The sequence below is a fragment of the Plectonema radiosum NIES-515 genome, from assembly GCF_025753815.1.
In the GTDB taxonomy this organism is placed as follows: domain Bacteria; phylum Cyanobacteriota; class Cyanobacteriia; order Cyanobacteriales; family Nostocaceae; genus Hassallia; species Hassallia radiosum_A.
On sequence record NZ_JAOWRF010000033.1, the window covers coordinates 20045 to 41714 of the forward strand.

The window sequence follows — 21670 nt, forward strand, 5'->3', positions numbered from 1 at the left end:
GACCCAGGATGCAAGCCTAATTTTATTGCTTAGGAATGCTTCAGCAATCAGCAGATTTTGTCAACAAAAAAAATCAAGGTGCAAATCAAACTTGATGTTGAAGGCAAGAGTTTGTAACAAGTCAGACCACTGCACGCAATTATCTACCAATCCATCCCCAATGAGCTAATCAAGCAGCTGCCCACAAAGCGCTGTTGATCAAAGCACTCTTTCCATTTTCCCACCAAAAATCAAACCCAAAGTTAAGCTGGTTTACTTCATCCAACACACCTAAAACCATGAATCAAGATATTACTAACATTAGTCACAAATTAAATAAGGTAATTAATCCTGAGCAATTAGACCAGGTAGTTGAAGCCATTCTTGCGGGAAAGTATTCCTGGGCTTGTGTTTTGATGCTACGCTTGGCTGGGTACAATCCTTTACATTACATTCCCTACCGCACCTATAATCGGTTGCTTAAAGAAAACACCCAGCAGCTCAGGTCAAATCAACAGCACAACGAAAATTTACAAATCGTCAAATCATCTTCCGAAAAAAGGTCTGAAGGTAATCTTTCACCCAGTTGCTTAAGCAAAATTAAAGACCTAGCTTATTTAGAAGTGGTTGGCAAACATCAAACAGAAATTCGTGGTCGGGGTCTAGATCAGGGGTTGGGAACACAGATTAATGAGCATCAATCCATTAAATCTGAATTAAGACCAGAAATGGCTCCCGAATTTTCCGAAAAATTATCTAATTTAAATTAACAGTGTGTCATCAACTTATAGCTTTGGTAATTGAGAATAGGGCATGGATGAAGGAAGAGGGATAATGAGAAAAAGGAAAAAGGGGAAACCCCGCTCCCCGCACTGCCTAAACTTTTCCCCTCCTCGCTCATAATTTATATGCCCTATTCGCTTTACCCAAGGCTATGATAGTTATTAAAAAATCATGAATGACCTTTCAAAATTAGTTATTGAACCAAAGGAGATTGTCAACTTCCTCAAAAGCGAAATTAGTTTCAAACAAGTCTGTCAAAAAATGTTGTTTCAAAAGGTGATATGTCAGGCTGCACAAGAAAGAGGGATTATTGTAACAACAGAGGAAATTGAGGCAGAAGTAAATCGTCAACGTCGTGAAAAGCGTTTGGAAAAAGCTACAGATACTTTGTCATGGTTAACAGATGAATTGATTAGTTTGGATGATTGGGAAGTCGGAATCCGCAATCATCTACTGTCACAAAAATTAGCTCAGACGCTCTTTGCTCAAGAAGTAGAAAGTTTCTTTATCCAAAATAACCTTAATTTTGAGCAAGTTGTCTTTTATCAAATCATTCTTGATTCTGAAAAACTGGCTCAAGAACTTTATTATCAAATTGAAGAAGGTGAAATCAGTTTTTATGATGCGGCTCACCTTTATGATATTGATCATAAGCGCCGAAAAAAGTGCGGTTACGAAGGAAAAGTCTATCGTTGTTCCATAGAGGTAGACATAGCTACTATTCTATTTACAACAATACCTAAGCGGTTGATTGGACCGCTGAAAACCGACCGAGGTTATCATCTTTTAATGGTTGAAGAGTTGATTCCTCCTGAATTATCACCTGAAAGATATCAAGAAATTCTTAATAATATGTTTGAGCAGTGGCTAAATGCGGAGTTAGATTATATACTTAATTTAGCCCAATTAGAAACTTAACTACTTAGGTCGAGAGAAAGCGATCGCTTTGGCTTGTCAAAAGTCCCATTAAACCTTATTTCTCTTTATGAAGTTTGTTTGTTCGTTTGTTTAGCCAAGGCAAGGTAGTTCAAATCTCATGAGTCAGACTATAATTTTTTCATACTTCTCATAAATTCTTAAATTCTATACATATAATTTATTAAAATATCTATATTTTTACTACTTTAGATAGATGCAAAAAAGCCTCTGCAATGTATTTATAGTATTTAACGATGAAATCTTGCCGAGAAAAAATTAAGTTTGACATCAACACATTTTAGGTTTTGCATTCTACCTGATAACGATGTTTATCAAACAAAAGAGGTAATAAAATTTAAATTAACTTGAAATTAAATAGTGATTTCAAGTACAACTAGTAAATAAATTATAAAGTTGTGGTAAAGATTTGATTTTATTATCAGAATATCTTGACTAAATATACCGAAATATATTAATTAAGAATAAGTGTGTGAGTGCATAGTATAAGAATCTATCGCTTTGCAGCTGAAATTGACTTTTAGATCATTTCAGATTTATAAGAATCTGCTGATTGTAAAAGAGGTAATGGTAGGCTAGCAAAAAAGGAATAATGGCTAGAACAGTTGAACAGTTTTTTCTTAACCATTTTTAACAAATGTGTGAATCAACTTCAGCTAGCTTTACAGCCTTTAGCATTTGCTGAACATCAAGTTACGGTTGGAATAAATTTCTGAGCTTTTTCTCGTTTTTATCCCCAAAGTGCATAAATTGATTTTTCAACACCCATAAAGGATACAGAAACAGAAAAAATCTCTCTAGGCTTAACCGACGTTGAGGAAGTGAGGTATGGAATTAATAGAATAAAACTTACGTATTCATGTAACTTATAAAAGCCTCACAAATTCTAGGTTTAACTAGTAACTAATTCACTGGTTGAGGTGCTGTGTCAGGTACTGTTGTTTATCAAAGACTCAACAGTTATGGTTTATGCATGTTTTGTCAAGGTTGCTTACTACTGCTGGCTGAAAATTCGTTTGACAGTCTTAATTTGGCAAACTTTTGTCGGCAGCATTGAAAAAGAAAATTAATGACAAGGTAGACTAGAGCGAAAACTTATGTCTATCTATGCATTTAATGATTTTGTCGATGTAAAAAGATATATAAACTCCTTGGCTTATCTAGCAAAGTTTTCAGTTAAAATTTTGTTTAGGGAAGGAAATCAAAACATAATGTCATCTGACTACAAATTTTTAAGCGTGGCTATATTTCCAGAGAATCTAATTAAGCCTGGATATTGACGCACAAAATTATACAACCCGGTAATAACCCCCCTAGACTAGCAAAGCACAGGGGGGAAACCCGGTGTTAGTTGCACATCAAGTAACATAATTAGCCTTTTAGGACTAATTAATGCAAGCAGCTGTAAAACTTTAGCTTGCAGGCTTGGAGAAACAGCTGCTGTAGACGAACTTGCCCACGTTTGACATTGACGACAACTGGAGTAAATTATGTCACAAAATTCCTTGAAAGACAAGGCTATTGAGAACTACGACTTGGAAAAAAGCAAGTTTTTAAAGCCTTTTGAGTGTCATGTTCAAATTAATAATTTCGGCGATAATTTGCAGCCAAAATATAGTCTTCGGAGAAAAACTATATTGTTGGCAGATAGGGCTAAATATCGCCAAATGTGTCAAGTATTAGGTTATTTACCAAAAATAGTGGGGGATTGGATTGCTGTCGGATGGAATGAGCGATACCTGCGGTACACGAGTATGCGATCGCGCGTCCATACCTAATCAATATCTGGAACGAGCGATACCTGCGGACTGTGAGTACGCGATCGCATCCACTTCACTTGCAATGATTCGGCTTTGAAAAAATTCACCAAACTAAGCATGTGGGAATTAATATCTGCAACTGGCAATTTAACTCCTAACTTAGTTTCTATTAATATGTAGTCAAATGTTAAAAACCCTTGACTATTATCTGAAATTTGCAGGGGGAAACTGTGTTTTCACAGCAACAGTTAAGTCAACAACTCACCAAAATTTTGGGTGAGACGCTTTGCGACAGTGAACTTGATAGGTGTTTGGCAGGAATTGAAATTGTTGAACCACCTTTATCTAAGCAATTTTGGCAAGCAGAAGAAGCAAAACCAGGGATTTATATTATCCTGGGGGGTAAATGCAGACTTTTAGATAGTGCTGATAACTTAATTACTACTATAAATGTTGGGGAATCATTTGGTGAGGTAACTCTGTTTCCCGAAGAAGAGTTAACAAGTTACGCTGCGAGAGCTTCTGTTAATTTAAAGCTTGGCTATATCTCCTCTGAAGCGCTGCAATTGGTTCTTCGCCAACATCCAAGTATAAGCGATCGCCTAAGAGAACGCGCCGAAATTTGGGATTTAATGCTGTTATGTCGGCAAAATTCTCAACTTGCGGGACATACTTCTCTTGTTGAAGGGATGCTCAAAGCCTTATCTTATTTTTCACGGCATTACCTAGAAATTGGACCGATACCAGCAACAGTATCTCAAGATTGCCAGATATTGCTGTTGCATCGCGGTCAATTGCAACATACTGACGGACGCTGTTTGACACCTGGTAATATATGTGAATTTGACACCAATAATTGGCACACCAAAGAAAAAGCGATCGCCTATATTCTCAAAAATTCTGATGTCTCTGCTGCACTGCAACACTGTCCGGAATTAGGGTTTTTTATCAATTCCACCCCTCTCAAGTCTGCCCCCGTTGAACGGGAGCAGCGAAAAAGCAGGTCAAATTCAAAAGAATATTTTGATACATCAGCAAAAATCATTCCCTTTCCCCAGCGCGATCCCAAGTCAAAAGAAAAGCCAAAAAAACAGCGTCCTTTCTTTCCTACCCCCAAAGTGCAAATCGGGCATTGGTGGGGACACCTCACCAAGCGCTATCCATATTATGCTCAACAAAGCGCTTCGGATTGCGGCTCTGCCTGCTTGGTGATGATTGGTAACTATTGGGGCAAGCACTTTAGTGTCAATCGCTTGCGGGATATGACCAACGTCAACCGCAGTGGGGCATCTTTACGTGCCCTAGCAGCGGCAGCCGAAAGCCTGGGTTTTGCTACCCGTCCCGTCAAAGCCAGTCTAGATAAATTAGCAGAACAATCTCTGCCCGCGATCGCTCACTGGGAAGGCAAGCACTTCATCGTCGTCTATGAAATCACCAAAAAGCGAGTGATAGTCGGCGATCCTGCCCTTGGACAACGCACCTTAACCAAAAGCGAATTTAACACAGGCTGGACTGGTTATGCATTGTTATTGCAACCCACATCTCTACTCAAAGATGCCAAAGCCGAAAGTACAGGCTTTTGGAAGTTTTTTGAGTTAGTCAAACCCCACTACCGGGTACTGATAGAAGTCTTTTTGGCAAGCGTGCTGATGCAGCTATTTGGACTAGTAACGCCGATATTCACCCAGTTGTTGCTAGACAGAGTGCTTGTGCAACGCAGCGTTGCCACCTTAAACGCCGTTGGGGTGGGAATGATCGTTTTTGGCTTATTCAGTATCGCCATGAACGGAGTGCGGCAATATCTGCTCGATCACACCGCAAACCGCGTTAGCCTTTCTTTGTTGGTAGGCTTTATCAAACATACCCTGCGCTTGCCCCTCTCTTATTTCGAGTCGCGTTATGTCGGAGATATCGTCTCTCGCATTCAAGAAAACCAGAAAATTCAGCGTTTTCTAACTGGGCAGACACTCTCAATCATCCTGGATATGATGACATTGGTTGTCTATCTAGCTCTGATGTTCAGTTATAGCTGGCGGATGGCATTATTAGTGTTGTTTACTGTGCCGCCATTTTTTATCTTAGCCCTGAGTAGCACAAGTATTTTACGCCGCATTTCCAGAGAGATTTTTAACGCTGGTGCCGAAGAAAATAGCTATCTCATAGAATCGCTGACCGGTATTCGCACAGTTCGCTCATTAGCTATTGAACAGACGGTGCGGTGGCATTGGGAAGAACTGCTGCATAATTTGATCAAAAAAAGCTTTAATGCCCAGATAATCGGCATCCGCTTGCAAATTCTCAGTGGTACGATCCAAACCTTTGTGAATACAGGATTGATGTGGTTTGGTGCATGGCAGGTGATTCAAGGTGAGCTGACTGTTGGGCAATTAGTTGCTTTCAATATGTTGGTGGGTAACGTCTTGAGTCCTTTTCAACGGTTGTCTGGACTGTGGAATGAATTGCAGGAAATCGTTATTTCCACCGAACGGATTAATGATGTTTTAGAAGCAGAACCAGAAGAAGACTTACATAATAAACCCCGTAAGTCACTGGGTAGACTTGAGGGTAATATCCGCTTTCAGAATGTCACCTTCCGCTATCACCCAGAAAGTGAAACGAACGTGCTGGAAAATCTGACTTTTGAAATTCAGCCCAATCAAATGGTGGCAGTTGTCGGACGCAGTGGTTCAGGAAAAACAACCTTAAGTAAGTTGATTTTAGGTTTATACCCTACGACAGATGGCAAAGTATTGATTGACGGTCATGATATTGCTACCATCTCATTGCGATCGCTTCGTTCTCAAGTTGGTGTAGTCGATCAAGATACCTTTCTCTTTGGTAGTACCATTCGTGAAAACATCTCCATCGCTCACCCAGAAGCTTCATTAGAAGAAATTATTCAAGCAGCACGATTTGCAGGAGCTGATGAATTTATTCAGAACCTGCCAATGGGTTATCAATCCCAAATAGGTGAAGCTGGTGGTATGCTTTCTGGCGGACAACGCCAACGCCTAGCGATCGCTCGCGCTTTGTTGGGAAATCCGCGTTTATTACTTTTTGATGAAGCCACCAGTCACCTAGACTCTGAATCAGAACGCATTATTCAGAACAACCTGAAAACAATTCTCAAAGGACGCACAAGTCTAATTATTGCCCATCGCCTTTCTACTGTCCGCAATGCTGATTTGATTTTAGTTTTAGATCGGGGCGTATTAGTAGAAAGCGGCACTCACGACGAATTAATTACCAAAAAAGGTCATTATTACTACTTAAATCAACAACAACTAGCTCAAGCAGGTTGAGTCTAGGTAATACGCTTGGTGTTATATCATGCTCCGTGAATTACTTACAACGTAAAGACGTTCCAACCGAACGTCTCTACCAAGTAAAGACGTTCCAACCGAACGTCTCTACCACGTAAAGACGTTCCGTCGGAACGTCTCTACCAAGGATTTTAGGGTTAACTCTCCCATATATTCTGGGAAATAGAACTATGCCATATGCATCTGTTAATTCTTCATCCCCACTCCCCCAAGAGGAGGGGGATGAGTATAAAAGTTATACGCACTCCAAAGAATCTGCCCAAACATCAGATAACGCTCAAGACTTGTACTACGGCACCGAAGAACTGCTGGATGCCTTACCCAGAGTTTGGACTCGTGGTGTGTTGTATGTGTTGGTAGGCTTTGCATTTGTCTTGTTACCTTGGGCAACGCTTTCAAAGGTAGATGAAACAGGAAGTGCCAGAGGACGTATAGAACCAAAAGGTGCAACCCAAAAGTTAGACACATCTATAGGTGGAAGCGTCAAAGCTGTCAGGGTAAAAGAAGGTGACACCGTGAAAGCAGGGCAGGTTCTGCTGGAACTTGAATCTGATATTTTGGAAACTGAAATGCAACAAGCCAAAGAAAAATTACAAGGCTTGCGAAATCAAGTAGGGCAACTCGATGTCATCAAAAAACAATTAGAATTAACCCTTGGTGTTCAGGAGCAACAAAACCGATCGCAAGGCTTAGAAAAAATATCTCAAGTCAACCAGGCAAAGCAAAATCTGGATGCGAAACAAAGTATTTATAATCTCCAAAAGCTAGAAAAACAAGCATTACTCAGTCAAGCACAGCAGCAAATTAGCACCACTCAGAATGACGAGAAATCAGCTCAAAATCGTTTGATTATAGATTCAAGACAAGTGGAACGTTTTAGCCAGCTTGTTAACGATGGTGCCGTTTCGACAAACCAAGTTGACCAACTCAAAAAAGAAGAACAAGAAAGCAAACGACTTTATGAAAAAGCTAAATCTGACATCAAACAAGCTGAATTACGTTTAACTGAAGAACAAAATCGCTATCAGTCCACAATGAGTCAGTTGGGGTCGGATATTAAGCAAGCAAATCTGCGATTGCAAGAAGAACAAAATAGCCATCAAAGCCTATTGCAAACTGGTAAACTGGCTATGTTGAGAAATCAGCAACAAGTCAAAGATTTAGATACACAAATTGGGACGTTAAAATCGCAAATTGCCCAAGCTGGAAGCCAAGTTACATCATTAGAACTGCAAATGCAGCAACGAATCGTGCGATCGCCTATTGATGGTGTGATTTTTGAATTTCCCACCACCAAGCCAGGAGCAGTCGTCCAACCAGGACAAAGGATTGCTCAAATTGCACCCAAAAATACTAACTTTGCACTCAAGGCTCAGATACCCAGTCAAGATAGTGGTTTCTTGAAGGTGGGAATGCCAGTCAAAATCAAGTTTGATGCCTATCCTTTCCAGGAATATGGCATCGTCCAAGGAAAACTTACTTGGATTTCTCCCGACTCTAAAGTTAGTCAAACACCCCAAGGAAATGCAGAAAACTTTGATTTAGAAATCACCATAGACCAACAGTATATCCAAAATGGTAAAAAACGTATTCCATTAAGCGCGGGACAGACTGCAAATGCTGAAGTAATTATTCGTCAACGACGGGTGATTGACTTCGTTTTAGATCCGTTTAAGAAGCTCCAAAAAGGCGGTTTGGAGATGTAGTTGATACTTCCAATTTACGGGTATCAAGTCTAAGTGTTTGACGGCACTGTGGAAAAATCAATTTAGTCCCCTTATTGTTTGCTGTGACTGAAAAAAAACGTAGAGACGTAGGATTGCTACGTATCTACATACATGCCATTTTTTACCACCAATTTCTGAAGTGAACTGTATTGATATCAAATCTGTCTGAGATTTACCAGTGCCGGGAATTTACCTGAAATCTAGATATAGCTATACCAGGAGGAAGGTTATTATATGCATCCAATTGAGCTAATGAGAAAATATGGCTGGTCTTACCACAAACTAGCCGCAGAGTTTGGAGTTTCCGAAGTTGAAGCCAGACGATGGGGATTTAGAAAAACTGCCAGTAACTACCGAAATCCCACCTCAATGGCTTACAAACTAGCAGAAAAAATTGATCGGGAATTATCAACTACATCTGCATCTGCATCTGCATAGAACCATTGTTAGAACCTAAGTGACCTAGACTCGGCTTCAAAGTTAGTTTTTAATAAGAAGTGGAGAAATTATATTATGCCTCAACATCTAACCATCTCTAATTCAGACATCATTCGCAGCCTTCAACTATCCTGTCAGATTCATGATTTTCTAGAAGCTATAGCATTTAAAACAATTATTACCGAAGCAGCCCAAGAAGCTGGCATTCAAGTAGAGGAGGAGGAAATACAAAAAGAAAGCGAAAAACTCCGGCTAGAACACAAACTCGTCAAAGCTAAAGATACTTGGAATTGGCTGAGAAAACATCATCTATCTTTGAATGAGTTTGAAGAATTAGTTCGCGACAAGGTTCTTTCCCAAAAGTTAGCTAATCATCTTTTTTCGACTCAAGTAGAAAGGGTTTTTTATGAACGTAAACTTGAATATATCGCCGCTATCACTTATGAAATCATTTTTGATGATAGAGACTTGGCTTTAGAACTATTTTATGCCCTTGAAGAAGGCGAAGCTACTTTTCAAGAAATTGCTCGTTTATATATTCAAGAACCAGAACTTCGTCGTGCTGGTGGATATCAAGGACTTAGACATCGTAAAGATTTTCGTCCAGAAATTGCAGCGGCTGTATTTGCTGCAACTGCACCGGAAATTCTCAAACCGATTACCACCCAAAAAGGAGTGTATCTAATTTGGATTGAAGAAATAATTCAACCGCAATTAGATGAGCAGTTACGCCAGAAAATTATTACAGAATTGTTTTCGGCTTGGCTCAAGCAACAGCTTGAAAGTTTAGAAATCGTTACGCAACTCGACTCAGATACTAATTTGCAACTACAGCATGAATTATTCAAGCCGGCTTAATTTAGTCTGTTACTTAATAGTAACTAGCTAAAATGTTCAAAATACTTATTAATGTCGAGTTCTTCATTACAAATTTTATGTACATAAGTATTTTTTCCGCAAATACTTATGTACATTGATAAATATAATCATTTTTTATTTTGGTTCTTTAAAAGCATTGTCATTCAAGGCTTATAAGCTTTAAAAGAACTAAGAAATAATCAATAATTTTCGTATAGGCATTAAAAAATAACTATCAATGCCTATTTTGTTGTTGCTAATTTTAAATTGAATTTGTCGTTATTTAATAATTTAAAATTCTCAAAAAACACTAAAAAAAGTATTGACTTTGACAGAAAATAAGTTATATTATAAATATGAGCAGCAGAAAGAAGTTATTTGCTCAATATGCAAACAATAGAAATAAGTTGTTCGCCGCAAAAAATCCCAGAACCTAACATTTAATTCCCAGGAGAAACCCATGATTATTTCAGATTTGAATTACTTGGAAGCTGTAAGTCAAGAAACCGAAGTTATCGGTGGTTCTTATTATTATAACCCTGGCTATAACTTCTACAAAAACGTCAGCGCGAATGTAAACACCAACACTGTCTTTAATTCCAACACCAACATCAACGATGTCTTCAACAAAAATGCAAACATCAATGTCAGATCGAGTGTAACAGGTAATTCATCTACCTTTGCCTTGGACAACGAAGCTCAAGGTTACAACAGCAACACTCAAGGTGCGCTAAATCAGCTAGCAGTTGCGGGACAATACTCCGGTCAAAATGGAGTCTTCGTTGCTGCCGCAAACTAATAAAACCTAGCTTTACCTAACCTCAAAGAATTGCTCATAACAGAGTAATTCTTTGAAGTGCGATTTACTGCTTTTGACAAAGGTAATGGCAATCAAATCTTATTTAAAGAGTCTTGCCATTACCTATTTTTTTAGATTTTAAAATTAGAAGATAGAGAAGTTATGCATATTTGCGATCTCGATTACTTAGAGTTGGTTTCGGAAACATCCACCATGCATTTAAATGGTGGTAAGGCTGTCGCAATTTCTGCATTTTCAGCAAGTGCCTTTGGTGATGCAACCAGCATCAATACTTTTTTGAGAAATCTAGCAATTAGTGGATCTAATGGTTCCCTCGCTAATAGTTCAGTTCATATTGCTTCAATATCATCTGGTGGCAGCACTTTTGCTTATGCTTCTTCTTTAGCTTATGTTTCTTCAAGTCCTTAATTGATATAAAAGCGTGGTATCTGCATCTAAGCCATATTTTGTATTTATTGAACATCATATTAGCGGACAGGTAACTGAAGTCTTTCGTCAACGCTTAAGTCGGGCTTTTGAAGAAGAATTTGAGCTTAATTATCAAGATTACTGCATATTTCTGCCGCAAATGGAATCTACAGTTTTTGCGGGAACAGCAGCGATCGCAGATGTTTTCTTGGATAGTATCGCTTGGTCTGGAGGCAACACAACCCTAGAAGCGATCGCACATAATATTCCGGTCGTCACATTTCTAGGAGACTTGATGCACAGAAGGCATACAATGGCTATGCTGAAAATGATGAGCATCGAAGAGACGATCGCTGCGAGTAAAGAAGAATATGTGCAGATTGCGGTTCGTCGTTTTACCCGCAAGAGCGCAAGGTATCTTTATATGGCTGTAGCTGATTATAGACAGGTGATGGTCATCCAGCCCGATTTGGTAGATCGCTATAACTTAGGGGTAGTGTTGCAACAACTTGGTGAATTTAAAGAAGCGATCGCTTGCTATCAAACAGCCTTAGAGTTAAATCCCCAACACCAGCAGGCGTAAATTAGCTCAGGACAAATTATAACAATCAATAGCAGTTAATAACAATCAGTTTTGTTTGTAACTTTTTCATTAGTCTGTTTTTTCCGACTTAATTAATAATCACAGGTAGTACGATTATGGAACGGGAAGAATTTGTAGTTAAACGGATAGTATCACCTGAGGGCAGAGTGATTGCTGAAATAAAAAGCTTTGTCAAGACATCTGGTGATGGTCAAAGTGAGATTAGTCAAAGCATTTCCATGAACGTTTCGTCAGATAAAAACTCCCAAAAATGTTCGCAATCTGGATTTTTTTCGATTTCTTCTAGTAATGAATAGTAAATAATAACAGTTTGCATTTTAACCTGGAGTTTTAATGATTTACTTCCCGGATAAACAATAACATATCCCTAGTACAGTAAGACAAAAGCAAAAAGACTAAGCATTTAATCCCCAGTGAAATGTTGGATTATTTTATTCGTGCAATACTCGCTTTATTCCTCGAATTCTACTGACGTAGTTATGAATAAACGCTTAATCATCAAGGACTTAAATTATCTAGAGCCGGTTAAGGAAAATACTGTTGTCGGAGGTGATGATGTTGTCGCTCTTACTGGCACGATTGCAATAACCGGACCTGGTTATGCTAGTGCTGGTGCGGTGGCACTTGCTGCCGGTCAGATTACTGGCATCGATATTCAAACCCAAACAAGTGCCTCAGCGAGTATCAGTTTAGCTAATGCAAGAGCCGAAGCCTATGCAAGGACTGGAAACAATACTGCTGTATCCTTGAGTTATAGTAACTCTAGTTTTAATCCTAGAAGTTCTAATAGGTCTAATTCGCTTTCTTTGAATTCAACAACGACACCATAAGGGTAAGTATTCTCAAATTTTACACCAATTTTAACGGCTCTTTATCTAATTAAAATTAGTGCAAAATGTGAGAATACGCAAATTAAAACTAGCCAGATCATTAGGGCATTTACAAAATGATTTTTCTTTGATAGAATAATATACAAGAGCAATTTTTATACTCACCTTTGCTTTTCCGCAAAGTAGTTAATCGAGGTCGTAAATTATGGGATGGAGTGCTGTGAAATCCTCTCATATCAATCATTTTTAAATTGTCATCTATCTAAAATAAGGAGGTTTCTTCATGAGTGTATTACAGATATCAGACCTGAGCTTTTGTGAAGTAGTAGAGAAAGAAATCGAAGTCCAAGGTGGTGCATATATTTTGGCGGGAAACATAAAAAATGAAAATTTACGCTCGTTAATAACGAGATCGTTTTCTCCTTCGCTGCTTGTAGAATACGATCGCCAACCACTTTATTCCACGACAGATATTGTAGTTGACAAATTACAGAATCAAATCACTGGTGAATCAGGATATTTAACCTCAAGTAAAGATGGGAAATATCAATCTGGTGTGATAGTTGGTCAAAACTCTGTAAAAAGTTTTGCCTCATACATTTCCTCTTCTACTTGACTTAAATATCCATTACCAATTCAATACCTAATAGCTCAAAAAAGTAGATGCAGATTACTGATTTGTCGTATTTAGACAATGTTCTACAAGAGGAGTTGATTTCAGGTTCTGCTGGAGTGCTTGTAGATGCTACCGCATCAGCTTCAGGCTATCCAAGCAGCACTTTCATTTTTACAGATGCTAGAGGTAAACTCTTGCCGAGCGGTGTTTCTATAGCATTTGGTCGAGGATTAGCAGTGGCAAATGGTGATAATCTTACAGTTAACGTTACAGTCGCAGGTGATGGCGATATTGTGTTAGGAAAAACTATAAATCGTCATTTTCAAGCTACTGCTATTGCCCGTGGTTTTGTCATCGCGATTGATTTACCTAACCGCTAGATATAGCAATGCGGTTTGATTGCGTAAAAATATACGTTCGGCTTATTCGGGTGTGGATTTTCCAAACCCAATAGGGTCTGTTATGTTAGGTGTTTTGAGTACGGCACCAAAGCCTTGAAAATGGTGTCGTCATGAATGTCGATAATGCACCCGACAATACCTAATTTTGTTCAAAACCTTTTGAATTTAATTTACTTGAAGGAGCAATCCACATGTCTGACAACGATCGCTCAGATTTAAATTCTCAAGCAGTACCATTCTTTGCCCGTTACTTAGAAGGGCAATTCTGCGAAGATTTGTCTGAAGAAGAAATGGAAGCAGTTCAAGGTGGTACTACATTTGTGACGCTAAAATTCCCCTCCGACAACGAAGAAGGTGGTCATGGTGGAGGGGTTGTCACTAATAAATTCCCCAGGGATAAAGAAGATTGGGGTGGAGGAGTTGTTACTAATAAATTCCCCAGCGATAAAGAAGATTGGGGTGGAGGAGTTGTCACCAGAAAGTACCCATCAGATGCTGATGAATATGCTGTGACACAAAAGTATCCATCAGATGGAGACGATCACGCTTTTCCCATAGATTAAAGCTTTGATTTGTAGTCAAATCTGAAGTTCTCAACGTTCTCAATTTTGAGAGCGCTGAAGCGCTCACTACAAAAATAAATGTTTTTATGCATCTATCGCGTGATGTTGTTTTATTAATTACCCACAGTGGTGATTTTTTCACAATAGATAGAGTAGCACAAGCTGTATCAAAACGGGGCGCACAACCGTTTCGCTTGGACACTGATAAATTTCCGCTGCAAGTGAAACTGAAACAGCAACTGGGCAATAAAAGCAGTCACAGACTCGAATACGATCGAGCATCTTCTCATCTACATTCTATCGATAGCGATCAGGTAGTAGCAGTTTGGATGCGTCGGATTTTTGCTCCCCAGATGAATACAGAATTGCTTCCTCAATTCCAAGCAGCTTGTGCTAGGGAGTCATTGGCAACTTTAAATGGTTTTTGGGACAGTTTGCGAAAAGCGCGTTGGGTAGATAATTTACAGCAAATTGCTGTTGCCGAAAACAAGCTACACCAACTGCGAGTAGCGTCTGAGGTTGGTCTTATTATCCCTCAGACTCTTGTCACCAACAATGCTGAATCTGTGGGGGAGTTTTTCTCTGAGGTGAAGGGTAAAATGGTGACTAAACTGTTAACTCCTATTTCCATGAGTATGAAAGGCTCCCCTTTCTTTTTTTACACCAGTGCTGTTAAAGAAGAAGACTTGCTTGATGGGGAAACACTGCGGTATTGTCCGATGGTTTTTCAAGAAGAAATACCCAAACAATGGGAATTGCGGGTGGTGTTTGTTAATGGTAATTTCTTTGTAGGAGCGCTAGATGCATCTGTTTATAATACATCTACTCTTGATTGGCGTTGTGCGAAAAACGAAGCTTGTGTATGGCAACCTTATGAATTGCCAATTGGAATCAAACTTGCGATCAAAGATTTTATGGCAAGGTTTGGGCTACTTTTTGGAGCCTTTGATTTTATCGTCACACCAGCAGAAGAATACGTCTTTTTAGAAGTTAATCCTGTAGGGGAATGGGGAATGTTAGAGCGAGATTTGGACTACCCGATTTCGGAAGCGATCGCTTCGGCTTTGCTTCCCTGAAGTATTTAATTTCAAATATTGATGGGGTTTACTTCAGATGACAGTTTTAATAATTACCCATAGCCAAGATAACGAGAGCATTCCTCTAGTAATGCAAGCGATCGCAGCGCAAGGAGGAAAGGCTTTTCGTTTTGATACAGACAGATTTCCCACTCAACTACAACTAAATATTTACTACGGTAAAGAAAAACAGCAACTAATTCTAATTGATGAAGACAAAAAATTAGACTTGAGCGAAATATCAGCAGTTTGGTATCGACGAATTGCGATCGCTGCAAGAATTCCGACCACAATGGACTCGCAACTAAGACTTGCCTCGGTGCAGGAGTCTCGTGTCACCATTCAGGGTATGATTGCCAGTATACCGGGATTCCACTTAGACCGATTGCCAAATATCCGTCTTGCCGATAATAAACAGCTACAATTACAAGTAGCACGAATGCTAGGTTTAGATACACCACGCACGCTGATTACAAATAATCCCCAAGCAGTTAAGCAATTTTACCAAGAGTGCGAGCAGGGTATGATTGCAAAAATGCTTTCTTCCTTTGCTATCTACGATCGCGAAGCACAAGAGCATGTAGTATTCACCAATCCGGTTACAGATGCAGATTTAGACAATCTGGATGGATTGCATTTGTGTCCGATGACATTTCAAGAGAAAGTACCCAAAGCACTGGAGTTACGGACAACGATTGTTGGTAAACGTGTATTTACCGCAGCGGTTGATTCCCAAAGTTTGCAACGATCTCGTTACGACTGGCGCCGAGAAGGAATTGCCTTACTCAATGCTTGGCAACCTTACGATTTACCCCAGGATATACAGAACAAGCTGCTTGAGCTAATGGCTCACTTTGGTTTAAATTATGGAGCAATTGATATCATTTTAACACCTGACGGTCGGCATATATTCCTTGAGATTAATCCTGTGGGTGAATTTTTCTGGATGGAACATTGTCCTGGCTTTCCGATTTCTCAAGCGATCGCTGAGGTATTGTTAACTAACTCCCATACAAAAGACTTCTTGCAGTTATTTGAGCAAAAAGACGATCAAAAACATCAAAACGCATTTTCCCCGCAAGTTTAATTTTTAATTTCTCCATCAGCTAGTTTTTTTTACGTTTCAATGCCACACCAATAACACCAGCAACTAAGATAGCAGCTATATTATTTGAAGGTTCAGGTACGGAAACTCTAGCTTGATTTCGCTTGACTTCGATTAAAGTTAAATTTGTTTGGTTAGGAAAATAACGTTGCAAAGAACCTGCAAAAGAAGATGTGATAAATTCTTCTTTCCCGCCAAAATTAAAATTACTGCCTCGATTTATGAAGCTAACATTGTCACTATTTTCAACACCAATAAAATCGTCATTGCCTTCGGTCGTTAAATTACCGGTGATGCTAAAAAAGTCTAAAAGACTGTTATTATTAGTGTCGAATAAAGCGAAAAATATATCTCCAAAAGCTCTAGCATTTTCGGCTGGTGGATTGTCTATAGATGTTTTTAACTCTAAATCACCTAAAAAGTCAAAAGAAAAATTTGTATTTGCATCAATAGCGAAGTTACCTAGAACTGTAGCTTGACTATTTGCTAATGCTAAGTAATCTCTACCTTCACCCAACGCTATGCTGAAAGATGAATTTGATGCTGTTGGTGGAGAAACGATAAAAGCTGCCTTAGGGTCAGCAAATGCCGTTGCCGTAGCCTTATCGATACCAATAACAAGGTTTTCTATGTCAATGCTACTTGAAGTTAGTGTAGGGCTTTGACTAAATTGTGTAAAGTTGAATTGTCCTTGAGAAGAAGCAAAGGTAGCAGCTTTACTGGGTGAAATTGCTAACATTGAACTTGCGATCGCCGGCGTAGCTAATAACAACACGCGCTTACAAAAAATTATGTACTTTTTCATACAAGTTTATTCTGATTACTTTTGACGTTGGTTACAATGCGCGTCGTAGTTACGCACTCAAAGCTCAAATTTTCCCAAGCAGCATTAGCTGGGAAAATTCTCTATGAATCACCCTTCAATCATCCATCGACGGAATTTAAATATGTTTGATCCAGAACCCCTACAAGACGTAGCAGTGCTACGTGACAATAATTAGTTTTCGGAAATTTATCAAGTAAATTTGTTGTTGATAAATGATTTAAACGTCTTTGCACCCAAAAACAGTAACGCATTTCAACAAAAATACTTACGTAAATATACTAGAGGAAGTTTTGATATAATTGTGTAAAATTTATATAAACTGATTGATTTTTTCCATGAACTTCACAATAATTTACTGTGAAGGCACTGTAAAATTAATAACAGACGTAGCAGTGCTACGTCTCTACAATTTGTCGGATATGACGCTGTAATTAATTCTGCGCTTGTGGTTGTGGTGAACCGGGAATTGTCACATCGATCGCTGTCACCTGTGCTGCTAACTGGGTAAGTGGAGGGTTAATAGCAGTTTGATTCCCCACTACCAGTGTCACCATATTTTCTGGCTTGAGATATTTCTGCGCTACTCGTTGCACATCCGCAGCTGTAGTTGCAGCTACAGCTTTTTGATAGCGAAACAGAAAATCAGCCGGATAGCCGTAATATTCGTAGCGCATCAAACGTGATAAAGTTTGTTTCGGGTCTTGAAAATTGAAAACAAACGAATTGAGTGTAGACGATGAAGCAAAAGCCAATTCCTTGGGAGTGACTTTTTCAGTTTGGGTGCGCTTGATTTCGGTTTGCATAGCTTTGACAAACTGTACAGTCGCATTTGATCGCGTTTGTCCCCCAGCAACGAATAACCCAGGATAATCAAAGCGGGGACTCCAAGAACCGTATACAGAATAAGCTAAACCTTGACGCGATCGCACTTCATTAAACAAGCGTCCACCAAATCCATTTAACACTTCATTCAACACACCCAACGCCGGATAATCGGGACTATTGAACTGTCCGCCCAAATGCCCGATGAGAATGCTACTCTGAGTCAGTTGTGGCTGATTGACAAAATACACCCCACCTAATTTAGCTTGCTTCACCACAGGTAACTGAAGTTTAGGCAAATTTGGGTTAGCCTTCCAATCACCAAACTTAGCTTGAACAAGTTCGCGCATCTTCTTAGAATCAAAATCCCCGATAATCCCCAAAATCATATTATTTGGGTAAAAATATTGCTGATAAAACTGACTCAAATCCTCACGCGAAATCTTATCTATCGTTGCATACTCAGTCGTTCTGGCATAAGGGCTATCCTTACCATAAATCAACTTACTAAATTCCCGACTAGCAATATCATCAGGAGCATCATTGCGTCGAGCAATACTACCTCTTTCCTGCGTCTTTGACAGATCCAGCTTATCAGCAGCAAAAACCGGCTCTCGCAGCACCTCAGCAAACAGCCCAAACACCATTTCTAAATCTTCAGTAAGCGACTCAAAACCAGCACCAGCCGAAGTCTCACCAATACTAGTTTCCACCGAAGCCGCTCGTTGTTCCAACATTTGATTTAGCTGATCCGGAGTATGCTTGCGAGTTCCTCCAGTTCGCATCACCTCCCCAGTCAAGTCAGCCAAACCGACCTTATCACTCGGCTCAAAGCGATCGCCAGTACGCACCAAAGCACTACCACTCACCAACGGCAGATCGCGATCCTCTATCAAATATACAACCATCCCATTTTGCAGCACAAAGCGATCGTACTTCGGCAACTTCACCTCAGGTAAAGGTGCAAACCGCAACTCAGTATAAGGCTTCGCTCCCGTCGCTGCCACAGCAAAATCAAACATTCCCACAAGCAACAGAGTAAAACCAAGCATCAACGAATACAAAAGCCTTTTCCCCATTACCCTCTTCCTCTTACCCCTAACCTTACCCATAATCTTCTTCCTTCGCGCCCTTTGCGCCTTGGCGGTTCGTTTCTCCCTCAGGCTAGAAGCCTGGGGCTACACGTACAAAGCCTGCCTACGCAGGCTATTAATTACCCCTTCTTCGACAACAACTTACCAACAGTGCGATTCTCCGGTGTAAAACTTTCCCTTGCCACCCGTTGAATATCCCCAGGAGTCACAGCCGCAATTTGATCCAACTGCTTAAACAAATTGCGCCAAGAACCAGTTTTCACCTCATATTCCAACAATTGTTGCGCCATACCCATATTAGAATCAAGCGATCGCAACAAACCCGCTCGCGCTTGCGTCTTGACTCTCTCCAACTCAGAAGGGGAAACAGGCTGAGTTTTCAAAGCGTCAATTTCCTTTCTTAAAGCGATCGCAACCTCATCAACATTGCGACCAGGAGCCGTCAGAGCATAGAAGAACATCAAATTCGGATACTTCTCTCCCGGAAATCCGCTGGAACCTTGAGCACTCAGCGCCAAACGTTGTTGTTCTACCAAAGACTTATACAAGCGCGACGTGCGCCCACTACTCAACAAACTGCCAATAATGTCATAAACTGCATTATCTGGATGAGTAATTGCCGGACGGTGATAACCTTCTAAATACCAAGGTTGCGAAGGTAGTTCTAAAGTAACTTCCCGCGTTTGCTTTTGAGGAGGTTCCACCGGTACTTGGGTTCGTGGTTTCGGTTTAGCCTTAAAGCGTCCAAAGTAAGTTTGTGCTAGTTGTTTGACTTGATTTGGCTTAACATCTCCAACAACAGCGATCGTTAAATTGCTCGGTACATAGTACGTATCGAAAAACTTCCGCACATCTTCCCGTGTTAGGTTGCGGATATCCTCGTCATAACCAATCACCGGACGCCTGTAAGGATGCACTTTAAAAGCCGCATCGTTAAATTTCTCCACCATCAACCCGATGGGAGAGTTTTCCACCCGCAGGCGTCGCTCCTCTAAAATTACATCTTTTTCTTTATAAAACTCGCGAAATACAGGATCGAGAAATCTGTCAGACTCCAAAGACATCCACAATTCCAACTTGTTAGAAGGAAAGCTGTAAAAATAACGAGTCGCTTCTGTGGAAGTATTTGCATTTAAACCAACACCTCCCGACTGTTCGACAATTCGCCCCAACTCGTTTTGCTTGACTAATTTGGCTGCTTGTGCTTCAACATTTTTAAACTCGGCAGATAACTTAGCAACTTCATCTTGTTTACCAGTAGCTTTCGCTGTTTTAATTTGGCTAGATAACTGATCCAAACGGTCTAATAAAGGTTTCTCAGCCTTGTAGTCTTTTGTACCAACAAACGTTGTCCCCTTAAATGCCAAATGCTCTAGAAAGTGCGCCACGCCTGTTTTTCCATTTGGCTCATCCACGCCACCGACATCAGCGTAAGTAAGAAAAGAAACTACAGGGGCTTGATGGCGTTCCAAGACAATGAACTTCATGCCATTATCAAGACGAAACTCCGTTAATTGTTTAATTACTCGATCTAAATAAGGTTGAATCGAAGTTGGAGGTGGTGGAGTTTGCGTTTTGGCTAAAGCAATTTCTGGTAACAACCCCCAACAAAAAAAGATTGGCAAAATAAGGGTTACAACTAGAGTAAGAATCGGTATTCTCAAGCTTGAGCCTGAAAAAAATCTCAAATCTACAATTGGTGAGAAGTAACTAAGCTGCTTCATAGGGAGAATAAAGGGACGCTTGGACTGGGAAGGGGGACAAGGGGGACAAGGAGGACAAGGGGGACAAGGAGGACAAGGAGGACAAGGGAGCGGGGGGAAAATATTTGTTCTTTCTTAGCCTTTTTCCCTTACCTCTCAACAAAATTACCCCATGCCCAATGCCTGAATCAAACAGGGCGTTAATCTTGTATTAAGGTTTCTGTGATTTTTATACTTCACGTTAGACAATAATGCTACAAATCCTGTTTTGGAAACATTACCGTAACTATTATTATGCGAGTTTTTAATTCTTCTCCGCCTGCTGAGGCACAAACCCGTACCCGGATTTTAAGTGCGGCTTTGCGGTTGTTTGCATCTCAGGGATTTGACGGTACGACTACCCGCGACTTAGCGCAGGCAGCTGGTGTAGCTGAAGGTACTTTGTTTCGTCATTTCCCGAATAAAAAGGCGATTTTGGTTGAGGTAGCGACTAACGGCTGGGTGGAGATTTTGACAGATTTGCTGACAGAATTGAGTGAAATGGGCAGTTATAAGGCTGTAGCGCAAGTGATGCGCCGGCGGATGTGGAATATGCACAAAAATGTCGATTTGATGCGAGTTTGTTTTATGGAAGCGCAGTTTCACCCAGATTTGCGCGATCGCATTCAATTAGAAGTCATTGATAAAATGAGTTCTGTTGCCGAAGCTTTCTTTCAAACCGCGATGGATAAAGGCATCTATCGCCAAACTAATGCTAAATTAGTTGCCAAAGTTTTTTTAGGAATGTTTGCGATCGCAGGCTTTTCCAATAATACCTTGATGGAACCTGATGCCTCTCCGGAAGAAATGAAAGAAATGGCAGAAGGACTCGCTGATATATTCCTTAATGGTGTGTTGGTCAAAGAGTGAGGAGTTAGAAGTGAGGAGTTAGGAGTTGATGAGGAAAGACAAAAAATTATGGTTTTAGAGTAGACTTGGAGACAAACAACTTGAGCAGG

The 21670-nt window shown here is 40.0% G+C and carries 22 protein-coding genes; 18 read left to right on the forward strand and 4 right to left on the reverse strand.

The window, feature by feature from the left end; translation table 11 throughout:
* Window positions 1-278 precede the first annotated feature (278 nt).
* From OGM63_RS01935 to OGM63_RS01945, 3 genes are all read left to right on the forward strand, one after another.
* Window positions 279-749: a HetP family heterocyst commitment protein gene (locus OGM63_RS01935; RefSeq protein ID WP_263743811.1), complete on the forward strand. Its 471-nt coding sequence runs from the start codon at window positions 279-281 to the stop codon at window positions 747-749.
* A gap of 184 nt (window positions 750-933) precedes the next feature.
* Complete coding sequence (locus OGM63_RS01940; protein WP_263743812.1) at window positions 934-1680, forward strand: peptidylprolyl isomerase; 747 nt, start codon at window positions 934-936, stop codon at window positions 1678-1680.
* A gap of 1508 nt (window positions 1681-3188) precedes the next feature.
* Window positions 3189-3476 (forward strand): hypothetical protein, encoded by a 288-nt coding sequence (locus OGM63_RS01945; protein ID WP_263743813.1) that lies wholly within the window; start codon window positions 3189-3191, stop codon window positions 3474-3476.
* On the opposite strand, the gene OGM63_RS01950 is transcribed toward OGM63_RS01945, so the two are convergent.
* The gene (locus OGM63_RS01950; RefSeq protein ID WP_263743814.1) at window positions 3473-3604 is read right to left on the reverse strand and encodes a hypothetical protein; all 132 of its coding nucleotides are present in this window, start codon (window positions 3602-3604) and stop codon (window positions 3473-3475) included. The two genes, OGM63_RS01945 and OGM63_RS01950, sit on opposite strands and share 4 nt — an antisense overlap.
* A gap of 84 nt (window positions 3605-3688) precedes the next feature.
* On the opposite strand from OGM63_RS01950, the gene OGM63_RS01955 reads away from it, so the two are divergent.
* From OGM63_RS01955 to OGM63_RS02020, 14 genes are all read left to right on the forward strand, one after another.
* Entirely contained in the window at window positions 3689-6760 is a 3072-nt protein-coding gene (locus OGM63_RS01955; protein ID WP_263743815.1) for an ABC transporter transmembrane domain-containing protein, read from the forward strand.
* Window positions 6761-6951: 191 nt separating this feature from the next.
* On the forward strand, window positions 6952-8487 hold the full coding sequence (locus OGM63_RS01960; protein ID WP_263743816.1) for a beta-barrel domain-containing protein: 1536 nt from the start codon (window positions 6952-6954) through the stop codon (window positions 8485-8487).
* A gap of 255 nt (window positions 8488-8742) precedes the next feature.
* Window positions 8743-8946, forward strand: coding sequence for a hypothetical protein (locus tag OGM63_RS01965; protein WP_263743817.1), 204 nt, complete (start codon window positions 8743-8745; stop codon window positions 8944-8946).
* A 75-nt stretch (window positions 8947-9021) separates the two neighbouring features.
* Window positions 9022-9804, forward strand: a complete 783-nt coding sequence (locus OGM63_RS01970; protein ID WP_263743818.1) for a peptidylprolyl isomerase — start codon at window positions 9022-9024, stop codon at window positions 9802-9804.
* 460 nt (window positions 9805-10264) lie between these two features.
* Entirely contained in the window at window positions 10265-10603 is a 339-nt protein-coding gene (locus OGM63_RS01975) for a hypothetical protein (protein WP_263743819.1), read from the forward strand.
* A 162-nt stretch (window positions 10604-10765) separates the two neighbouring features.
* Window positions 10766-11032: a hypothetical protein gene (locus OGM63_RS01980; protein ID WP_263743820.1), complete on the forward strand. Its 267-nt coding sequence runs from the start codon at window positions 10766-10768 to the stop codon at window positions 11030-11032.
* A gap of 13 nt (window positions 11033-11045) precedes the next feature.
* Entirely contained in the window at window positions 11046-11615 is a 570-nt protein-coding gene (locus OGM63_RS01985; protein WP_263743821.1) for a tetratricopeptide repeat protein, read from the forward strand.
* A 116-nt stretch (window positions 11616-11731) separates the two neighbouring features.
* Window positions 11732-11932 (forward strand): hypothetical protein, encoded by a 201-nt coding sequence (locus OGM63_RS01990; protein ID WP_263743822.1) that lies wholly within the window; start codon window positions 11732-11734, stop codon window positions 11930-11932.
* A 183-nt stretch (window positions 11933-12115) separates the two neighbouring features.
* The gene (locus tag OGM63_RS01995) at window positions 12116-12466 is read left to right on the forward strand and encodes a TonB-dependent receptor (RefSeq protein WP_263743823.1); all 351 of its coding nucleotides are present in this window, start codon (window positions 12116-12118) and stop codon (window positions 12464-12466) included.
* Window positions 12467-12749: 283 nt separating this feature from the next.
* The gene (locus OGM63_RS02000) at window positions 12750-13082 is read left to right on the forward strand and encodes a hypothetical protein (protein WP_263743824.1); all 333 of its coding nucleotides are present in this window, start codon (window positions 12750-12752) and stop codon (window positions 13080-13082) included.
* A gap of 47 nt (window positions 13083-13129) precedes the next feature.
* Window positions 13130-13462, forward strand: coding sequence for a hypothetical protein (locus OGM63_RS02005; protein ID WP_263743825.1), 333 nt, complete (start codon window positions 13130-13132; stop codon window positions 13460-13462).
* 212 nt (window positions 13463-13674) lie between these two features.
* Window positions 13675-14046, forward strand: a complete 372-nt coding sequence (locus OGM63_RS02010) for a microviridin/marinostatin family tricyclic proteinase inhibitor (protein ID WP_263743826.1) — start codon at window positions 13675-13677, stop codon at window positions 14044-14046.
* Between the two features lie 86 nt (window positions 14047-14132).
* Window positions 14133-15122 carry an MvdC family ATP-grasp ribosomal peptide maturase gene (locus OGM63_RS02015; protein ID WP_263743828.1) on the forward strand — a complete coding sequence of 330 codons (990 nt, stop codon included), beginning with the start codon at window positions 14133-14135 and terminating at the stop codon, window positions 15120-15122.
* A gap of 37 nt (window positions 15123-15159) precedes the next feature.
* A complete protein-coding gene (locus OGM63_RS02020) occupies window positions 15160-16209 on the forward strand; it encodes an MvdD family ATP-grasp ribosomal peptide maturase (RefSeq protein ID WP_263743829.1) in 1050 nt (349 codons plus the stop codon).
* A 19-nt stretch (window positions 16210-16228) separates the two neighbouring features.
* Here OGM63_RS02020 and OGM63_RS02025 read toward each other — a convergent pair whose 3' ends face one another.
* The 3 genes from OGM63_RS02025 to OGM63_RS02035 form a co-directional block, all read right to left on the reverse strand.
* The gene (locus tag OGM63_RS02025; protein WP_263743830.1) at window positions 16229-17032 is read right to left on the reverse strand and encodes a hypothetical protein; all 804 of its coding nucleotides are present in this window, start codon (window positions 17030-17032) and stop codon (window positions 16229-16231) included.
* 452 nt (window positions 17033-17484) lie between these two features.
* Window positions 17485-18954 (reverse strand): M16 family metallopeptidase, encoded by a 1470-nt coding sequence (locus OGM63_RS02030; protein ID WP_375340443.1) that lies wholly within the window; start codon window positions 18952-18954, stop codon window positions 17485-17487.
* A 134-nt stretch (window positions 18955-19088) separates the two neighbouring features.
* Window positions 19089-20693 (reverse strand): M16 family metallopeptidase, encoded by a 1605-nt coding sequence (locus tag OGM63_RS02035; RefSeq protein WP_263743831.1) that lies wholly within the window; start codon window positions 20691-20693, stop codon window positions 19089-19091.
* Between the two features lie 273 nt (window positions 20694-20966).
* Between OGM63_RS02035 and OGM63_RS02040 the strand changes: the two genes are divergently transcribed.
* The gene (locus tag OGM63_RS02040; RefSeq protein WP_263743832.1) at window positions 20967-21581 is read left to right on the forward strand and encodes a TetR/AcrR family transcriptional regulator; all 615 of its coding nucleotides are present in this window, start codon (window positions 20967-20969) and stop codon (window positions 21579-21581) included.
* Window positions 21582-21670: the final 89 nt, after the last annotated feature.

Bases quoted from the DNA above. Each gene is read 5' to 3' on its own strand.
- OGM63_RS01935 (WP_263743811.1), top strand. From the start codon at position 279: ATGAATCAAGATATTACTAACATTAGTCACAAATTAAATAAGGTAATT.
- OGM63_RS02015 (WP_263743828.1), top strand. From the start codon at position 14,133: ATGCATCTATCGCGTGATGTTGTTTTATTAATTACCCACAGTGGTGAT.
- OGM63_RS01945 (WP_263743813.1), top strand. From the start codon at position 3,189: ATGTCACAAAATTCCTTGAAAGACAAGGCTATTGAGAACTACGACTTG.
- OGM63_RS01940 (WP_263743812.1), top strand. From the start codon at position 934: ATGAATGACCTTTCAAAATTAGTTATTGAACCAAAGGAGATTGTCAAC.
- OGM63_RS01990 (WP_263743822.1), top strand. From the start codon at position 11,732: ATGGAACGGGAAGAATTTGTAGTTAAACGGATAGTATCACCTGAGGGC.
- OGM63_RS01970 (WP_263743818.1), top strand. From the start codon at position 9,022: ATGCCTCAACATCTAACCATCTCTAATTCAGACATCATTCGCAGCCTT.
- OGM63_RS01960 (WP_263743816.1), top strand. From the start codon at position 6,952: ATGCCATATGCATCTGTTAATTCTTCATCCCCACTCCCCCAAGAGGAG.
- OGM63_RS01980 (WP_263743820.1), top strand. From the start codon at position 10,766: ATGCATATTTGCGATCTCGATTACTTAGAGTTGGTTTCGGAAACATCC.
- OGM63_RS01995 (WP_263743823.1), top strand. From the start codon at position 12,116: ATGAATAAACGCTTAATCATCAAGGACTTAAATTATCTAGAGCCGGTT.
- OGM63_RS01965 (WP_263743817.1), top strand. From the start codon at position 8,743: ATGCATCCAATTGAGCTAATGAGAAAATATGGCTGGTCTTACCACAAA.
- OGM63_RS02005 (WP_263743825.1), top strand. From the start codon at position 13,130: ATGCAGATTACTGATTTGTCGTATTTAGACAATGTTCTACAAGAGGAG.
- OGM63_RS02010 (WP_263743826.1), top strand. From the start codon at position 13,675: ATGTCTGACAACGATCGCTCAGATTTAAATTCTCAAGCAGTACCATTC.
- OGM63_RS02000 (WP_263743824.1), top strand. From the start codon at position 12,750: ATGAGTGTATTACAGATATCAGACCTGAGCTTTTGTGAAGTAGTAGAG.
- OGM63_RS01975 (WP_263743819.1), top strand. From the start codon at position 10,265: ATGATTATTTCAGATTTGAATTACTTGGAAGCTGTAAGTCAAGAAACC.
- OGM63_RS02040 (WP_263743832.1), top strand. From the start codon at position 20,967: ATGCGAGTTTTTAATTCTTCTCCGCCTGCTGAGGCACAAACCCGTACC.
- OGM63_RS02020 (WP_263743829.1), top strand. From the start codon at position 15,160: ATGACAGTTTTAATAATTACCCATAGCCAAGATAACGAGAGCATTCCT.
- OGM63_RS02035 (WP_263743831.1), bottom strand. From the start codon at position 20,693: ATGAAGCAGCTTAGTTACTTCTCACCAATTGTAGATTTGAGATTTTTT.
- OGM63_RS02025 (WP_263743830.1), bottom strand. From the start codon at position 17,032: ATGAAAAAGTACATAATTTTTTGTAAGCGCGTGTTGTTATTAGCTACG.
- OGM63_RS02030 (WP_375340443.1), bottom strand. From the start codon at position 18,954: ATGGGGAAAAGGCTTTTGTATTCGTTGATGCTTGGTTTTACTCTGTTG.